The organism is Mesorhizobium sp. M4A.F.Ca.ET.050.02.1.1 (assembly GCF_003997725.1).
In the GTDB taxonomy this organism is placed as follows: domain Bacteria; phylum Pseudomonadota; class Alphaproteobacteria; order Rhizobiales; family Rhizobiaceae; genus Mesorhizobium.
Genome location: NZ_RZSG01000317.1, coordinates 1 through 6,562 on the forward strand (window position 1 = coordinate 1; position 6,562 = coordinate 6,562).

The following is a 6,562-nucleotide window of genomic DNA, read 5'->3' on the forward strand; positions in this document are numbered from 1 at the left end:
CCCCGCAGTCGCGGCATGATTGTCGTCGCGGGCGAAACCCTTGCGCCCACGCCTGCGTTTGCGGCGCTTGCGGCTCTTGCTTTTCTGCTGCTGGGCGTCACCCGGGGCATATCTGCCGCCCGGCCCCGCATGGCGATCATGATGCCGCCCCGCGGATGGGCCCGCCGAATCGGGCGGCGAAGCCCTGGACACGCCCACTTCCGGCGCGCGAGCGCCGGTGTCGTGGTCTTCCACTGTCGTTCCTTCCGGCACCGCGCGAACCGGGAACGGACGCAGCAGGCGCTTTCATTGTTTCAAGTTGCCGCCAGACTAACAGCGCCACGCGGGATCACCAAGAGCGCATGCGGCGAATTTTGCCGATGCCGCGGCTGCGACGGCTTCGCAGTTGAATAGCCGGCTTCAATCAGGCATGTCTCAAAAGAGGGACCGAGAGGGCCGGGCAACATCAACCAATGAGCCGCAACGCATGATGGCAACGCCATGAACTGGAGGCGTTATTTCTGGCCGGTCGTCGGCATCGCGGCGGTGGTGTTCTCGCTGTGGCTGCTCATCCACGAACTGCGCGGCATCTCGCTCGACGACGTTTGGGCCGGCATCGTAGCGATCCCCGCGCGCGGCTGGATATTGGCGGCGCTGAGCTCGGTGATCGCCTACGCCTCGCTTGCCGGTTACGATCACATCGCGTTGCTCCACATCGGCAAGAAAGTGTCGTGGCTGTTCGTCACCTTCTGCTCCTTCACAACCTACGCGCTGTCGCACAACATTGGCGGCTCGGTAATCTCGGGCGCCGTGATCCGCTATCGCGCCTACGGCACCAGGGGGCTGACCGGTCAGGATGTCGGCGTTCTCGTGGCGATCTGCTGGATCACCTTCGTGCTGTCCAGCATCTTCCTCGGCGGGCTCGTGCTGGTGCTGGAGCCCGAGGTCATCGACCGTTTCTCAGGCGTGCCACATCACCGGGCGGCGAGTGCCGCCGGGCTAGCCATGCTGATCCTGGTCGGCGCCTACATCTTCGGCAGCTGGCTGCACCTGAAGCCGCTCAGGATCGGCGGCTTCCAGCTGCACTATCCGGCGCTGCCCATCGTCGCACGCCAGTTGCTGATCGGCCCGGTCGAACTGCTTGCCGCCGCGGCAATCATCTTCTTTGCCCTGCCGGCCACTGGCAATCCCGGCTATTTCGTCATCCTCGGCGTGTTCCTGGTATCCTTCTCGGTGGCGCAAATCTCGCACGCGCCGGGCGGGCTCGGTGTCTTCGAGGTGGTCTTCCTCGCCGGCCTCTCGCACATGGACCCGGTCGGCGTGCTGGCCGCGCTCCTGGTGTTTCGCCTGTTCTACCTGATTATCCCACTGCTGATTGCGCTTGGCGTGGTGCTGTTCTTCGAGCATTCGCAGCTTGGCCGCAGCGAGAGCTGAGCCGGGCTTCCAGCCACTCCCAGCCAGAGTGAGCAAAAGCTGCGATTGAAACGCGGCGCGGGGTTGACTATTTTCCGGCGGCGGCTACAAGGCAGCGCTCGCGGCGCTTGAGCCGCCCGCTTCGCACGGTTACCGACCGCGCCTGCTGGGGAATAGGTTAACGGTAGACCCACGGACTCTGACTCCGTTAGTCCTGGTTCGAATCCAGGTTCCCCAGCCACTTGAAATCATTGACAAATTCGGATTTTTAGGCGCAGCGGCGAGAATGGCCGCGTACCCATGGCGTACCCACTTTTTGGCATACCCCGGTTCGTGCTATTGGACGACCATGCCCGCCCCCCGCTTCCAGCAGATGATCGAGCAGCTTCACGCGACCGGCCTGACCTGCAGGCAGATCGCCGAGGCCGCGAAGTTGTCGCACTCGACGGTGCACCGGCTGGCGACCGGCGAGGCGCGCGCGCCCGCCTACTCGACGGTTCGCCAGATCGAGCGGCTGTTCGCCGCAAAAAACTTTGCTTCGAAAGAGGGCGACCGATGAGCCCGCGCCAGATGGTGGCCGATTTGCGCCAGTGGGGCATCGACACCGGGATGATCGCGGTGGGCCTGCGCTGCGGGCGCACCAGCGTCCTCAACCTCGCCCGCATGGACGACGCAGGCGGCAGCGCCGAGCTGGTCGCCAAGCTCGAACGGCTGTGGCGGCGTCACCGTATCACCAGCGGCGCGCAGGACGACAGGGTCGCTACGGGTTGAGAGCGAGCGACTTGCCGCCGCCTTTGTCGCTTTGAGTGAGGGTTACGAGCGGACTCCTCACTGCCTCCTCGTCGGGGCTGGGCGCTACAAACGTAGCGGCTACCTCTCCATCTCCAAGCAGAATATCCTCTGCAACGAGACGCGCGTGGGCCGCGACGGCATCCAGACCGCCTCCCTGCCGACAAAGGGTCATTGACGTTCCCGATTCGGCAGACGATGGTGTCGGACCTCAATCTGCAATGAGGACGAACACCACCAAGGGAGGGGAGTGACCATGAAATTGACATCATCGCCAGCGCATTACTGCTCGCCACAGCCGCTCACAGCGCAGAGCCCTACACTCTGACGGCGAAGGAGAGTCAGATAGCCGAACTCAGCGCGACGAATTACGCCAAAGAAAAAGACGCGACATTCGTCTCCTGCTCCAACCAGTGTACCAGAGACGATCACCACGTCGCCTGCGTCATCGCCGACAAAAGCGGCGCGAAGTCCGAAGTGCAATGTTCGTACAAGACGCCGGGCTGTCTGGCGCAATAGGTAATTCACCCGCTCCGGCCGCCATAGGCCGTTAACCACTGCAGTTTGCCCCGGCGGGACATGCGGTAGAGCACGGTCCTTGCCTTCGATGGGGAAAGATACCGTCCGCTGATCGCGCCGCCTTATGCGGGGTCAGTTCACCGTCGCGTCGGGCGGTCGCGTCTCGACAGGGCGAGCTTCGATCCGGTCCACCCATTTCCTGATCAGCGTGAACGTCTCTATCGGCCCGATCACGCGCTGCCGGATCGCGCGGCGTCGGGTTCATTTTTCCCCGGCAGTCTGGCGCGAAGAGCGCGCGTTTCTGTTAGTTTTGGCATGTTGCGGTTTTCCCCCTTGGCTTGCGCGTACCCATGGCGTACCCAGCAAGTCACAATTATCCGCAAGTAACCGCAACTTACAAGAGGAAAAGCCCAGTAATAACAAGTATCCGCAACAATAACCGGATCGCGGCTGACGCGCTCTGACTCCGTTAGTCCTGGTTCGAATCCAGGTTCCCCTGCCAGATATCTGTCGTGCCAGCTTTGGGTATCCGAGAGCTCGTGTGGTGCGTTCTTGCAGCAACCCTCTACGCGGTGAGATGTGGAACTGCTGAACCTTTCACAGGCTTGCGGCAGGCCGCATCGATTTGTCAGGCCGAAAGCCTGATCGGCCGACCGGGCGCGATGCGGCTTGCGGCTGCGACGATGGCGTCTGCATCGATGCCAAAATGGCGATAAAGATCGCCGATGGTGCCGGTCTGCCCGAAATGCTCTACTCCGAGAGGCACCGTGCGATGTCCGGCCACGGCCCCGAGCCAGGACAGTGTCGCCGGATGGCCGTCGATCACCGTGATCAGCGTGCAATGCGCCGGCAGACGGGCGAGCAGCCGCTCGGCGAGGCTCATCGCCGTGGCGTGACCACGCGCCCTTGCGCGCCGGGCAGCCGTCCAGCCGGCGTTCAGCCTGTCGGCCGACGTCACCGCGAGCACGCCAATGTCGCGTCGATCGCCTCCGATGCGGCCGGCTGCCGCGATGGCCTCTGTCGCGACCGTGCCCTGATAGGCGATCACCACCTCGGCATTCGATCCCGGCTCGCGAAGCCAGTAGGCGCCGTCGATCACGCCCTCGGCGAATCCTGGATCGCTGCGGTGCTGCGGTTGCTCCATCGGGCGGGTGGAAAGCCTCAGATAAACCGACCCGCCGGTCTCATCGCGCAGCCAGGTGCGTTCGTTCGGATCGCCCTCGCCGTCACGCTGGAGATAGTCGAAGCTCCAGTCCATGTTGATCGACAGTTCATCGAGGAAGGCAGGCTCGAAAGAGGCCAGCCCGTCCTGCGCCATGCCGATAAGCGGCGTGCCGATCGACTGGTGCGCTCCCCCTTCCGGCGCCAGCGTCACGCCCGATGGGGTGCCGACCAAGAGAAACCGGGCGTCCTGATAGCAGGCATAGTTCAGCGCATCGAGGCCGCGCGCGACGAAGGGATCGTAAACCGTTCCGACCGGGATCAATCGTTCACCGAACAGGGAATGCGACAATCCCGCCGCGCCTAGCATAAGCATCAGGTTCATCTCGGCGATGCCTAACTCAACATGCTGGCCCTTGGGCGAGAAGGCCCATTTCTGCGTCGAAGCAATACGCTCGTCGCGGAACGTGTCGGCGCGCGCCGCGCGGGCGAACAGACCGCGCCGGTTGACCCAGGGGCCGAGATTGGTCGAGACGGTCACGTCCGGCGCCATGGTGACGATCCGGTCGGCCAACGGCCCGCCTGCCTTGGCGATCTCGTCGAGGATCTTGCCGAAGCCGGCTTGCGTGGACAGCATCCGATCCGACAATTTCACTCTGTCCGGACGCGGCAAGGCCGGCGCCTCGAAACGGCGCCTGCCCTTGGCGAAAAACGGAACACCGGACAGGAAGGCACGCAGGCCCGCTTCTTCGGGCACGGCAGCAAATGGCTTCCACTCCGCGCCCTCCGGCACGCCCATGGCGCCGCGAAAGGTCTCCATCTGCGCCGGCGTCATCAGGCCGGCATGGTTGTCCTTGTGCCCGGCCAGCGGCGTGCCCCAGCCCTTGATCGTATAGGCCAGGAAAACCGTCGGCCGGTCGTCGTCCGCCGCATCGAACGCCTCGCAGAGCGACGGCAGGCAGTGTCCGCCAAGGTTTTCCATCAGCACTGCGAGTTCGGTGTCGCTGCGGCGGTCCAGTAGTTCCGTGATCGCACCCTGATCGCCAAGATCGTCCATGAGCCGTTTGCGCCAGGCCGCACCGCCCTGAAAAGTCAGAGCCGAATAGAGTGCGTTGGGGCAGGCATCGATCCAGTCACGCAGGGCCTCTCCACCCGGTTCGGCAAAGGCCGCGCGTTGCAGGGCGCCATATTTGAGACGGGCCACCCGCCAGCCGAAAGCGGAAAAGATCGCCTCAATGCGGTGCCAGAGCCCTTCACGCACCACGCCGTCAAGACTCTGGCGGTTGTAGTCGATCACCCACCAGACGTTGCGCAAGTCGTGCTTCCAGCCCTCCTGCAAGGCCTCGTAGATGTTGCCTTCGTCCAGTTCCGCGTCTCCGATCAGGGCGACCATCCGGCCTTCCTTGCCGGCCCAGTCATGGCCGCGCAGATAGTCCTGCGTCATGGAGGCGAAGATCGGGAAGGCCGCACCGAGGCCAACCGAACCGGTCGAGAAATCGACATCGTCGACATCCTTGCTGCGCGACGGATAGCTTTGCACGCCGCCATAGCCGCGGAAATTCTTCAGCTTCTCTAGGGGCAGGTTGCCCATCAGATACTGGACCGCGTGGAACACTGGGCCGGCATGCGGCTTCACCGCTACCCGGTCCTCGGGGCGCAGGGCGTGGAAGTAAAGCGACGTGATGATCGCCGCCATCGAGGCCGAAGAGGCCTGATGGCCGCCGACCTTGACCTCCCCCTCGCCCTTGTCGCGCAGATGATTGGCGTTGTGGATCGTCCAGCAGGACAACCAAAGAAGCCGGCGATGCAGGGTTTCCAGATGGGCGAGGTCGATCATAGCGAACTCCGATTATGCGGCGAGCGACGCCGGCATCTGCAGCGCCTGCGTGAGGTCCGCCAGGATATCCTCGACCTCTTCCAGCCCGACGGACAGCCGGACCAGCCCCTCGGAAATGCCGTGGGCGGCACGCTCTTCTGGCGTATAGGTCGAATGGGTCATGGAGGCCGGATGCTGGATCAGGGTTTCGGCGTCGCCCAGGGAGACGGCGCGCCGGATCAGTTCGAGGCGGTTCATCATCGTGCGACCTGCTGCCAGTCCGCCCTTCAGCTCAAAAGCGATCATCGCTCCGAAGCCGGGCATCTGCCGCTTGGCAAGGGCATGCTGCGAAGAACTTTCCAGCCCGGGATAATAGACCTTGGCCACCGCCGGGTGGCTCTCCAGCATTCGTGCCACCGTCATGGCACTTGCGCAATGCCGTTCCATGCGCAGCTTCAGCGTCTTGAGACCGCGCAGAACCAGCATCGCATTGAAGGGAGCCATGACCGCGCCGGTCATGTCCTTCATGCCGACCAGGCGAACCTGCGTCATGTCTTCGGCCCTGCCGACAGCGATGCCACCGACGAGATCACCGTGCCCGCCCATATATTTGGTAGCGGAATGCACGACGATATCGGCGCCGAGTTCGATCGGCCGGGTTAGCACCGGTGTAGCGTAGGTGTTGTCGACGATCACCTTGGCGCCGTGCGCCTTGGCGATCGCGGAGACAGCTGCGATATCGACGAGCCGCATGTTCGGATTGGCCGGTGTTTCGAAATAGACGATCCGGGTCCGGGGCGAGAGCGCGCCACGCAACGCTTCCGGATCGGTCAGGTCCGCATGAGTGATGGTGATGCCGAATTTCGCCAGGCCGTGGCGCATGAA

The 6,562-nt window shown here is 63.7% G+C and carries 5 protein-coding genes, 1 tRNA gene and 1 pseudogene; 4 read left to right on the forward strand and 3 right to left on the reverse strand.

The features are described from left to right. Positions 1 to 234: pseudogene (locus EOA33_RS39765) on the reverse strand (Ppx/GppA family phosphatase); the annotation flags it as partial. 246 nt (positions 235 to 480) lie between these two features. On the opposite strand from EOA33_RS39765, the gene EOA33_RS19980 reads away from it, so the two are divergent. The 4 genes from EOA33_RS19980 to EOA33_RS19995 all read left to right on the forward strand — a co-directional run bounded on the left by EOA33_RS19980 (position 481) and on the right by EOA33_RS19995 (position 2,163). Then, the gene (locus EOA33_RS19980; protein ID WP_127406368.1) at positions 481 to 1,413 is read left to right on the forward strand and encodes a lysylphosphatidylglycerol synthase domain-containing protein; all 933 of its coding nucleotides are present in this window, start codon (positions 481 to 483) and stop codon (positions 1,411 to 1,413) included. A 146-nt stretch (positions 1,414 to 1,559) separates the two neighbouring features. Next, positions 1,560 to 1,633, forward strand: a tRNA-Gln gene (locus tag EOA33_RS19985). A 132-nt stretch (positions 1,634 to 1,765) separates the two neighbouring features. Then, positions 1,766 to 1,951, forward strand: coding sequence for a helix-turn-helix domain-containing protein (locus EOA33_RS19990; RefSeq protein WP_127406369.1), 186 nt, complete (start codon positions 1,766 to 1,768; stop codon positions 1,949 to 1,951). Further along, positions 1,948 to 2,163 (forward strand): hypothetical protein, encoded by a 216-nt coding sequence (locus EOA33_RS19995; protein ID WP_127406370.1) that lies wholly within the window; start codon positions 1,948 to 1,950, stop codon positions 2,161 to 2,163. Before EOA33_RS19990 ends, EOA33_RS19995 begins: the two co-directional genes overlap by 4 nt. Positions 2,164 to 3,328: 1,165 nt before the next feature. Here the strand turns inward: EOA33_RS19995 and EOA33_RS20000 are convergent. Both EOA33_RS20000 and EOA33_RS20005 read right to left on the reverse strand, forming a co-directional pair. Further along, entirely contained in the window at positions 3,329 to 5,698 is a 2,370-nt protein-coding gene (locus EOA33_RS20000; protein WP_127406371.1) for a 1-deoxy-D-xylulose-5-phosphate synthase N-terminal domain-containing protein, read from the reverse strand. 12 nt (positions 5,699 to 5,710) lie between these two features. Then, on the reverse strand, positions 5,711 to 6,562 hold an 852-nt coding region (locus EOA33_RS20005; RefSeq protein WP_127406372.1), incomplete at its 5' end, for an aminotransferase class V-fold PLP-dependent enzyme.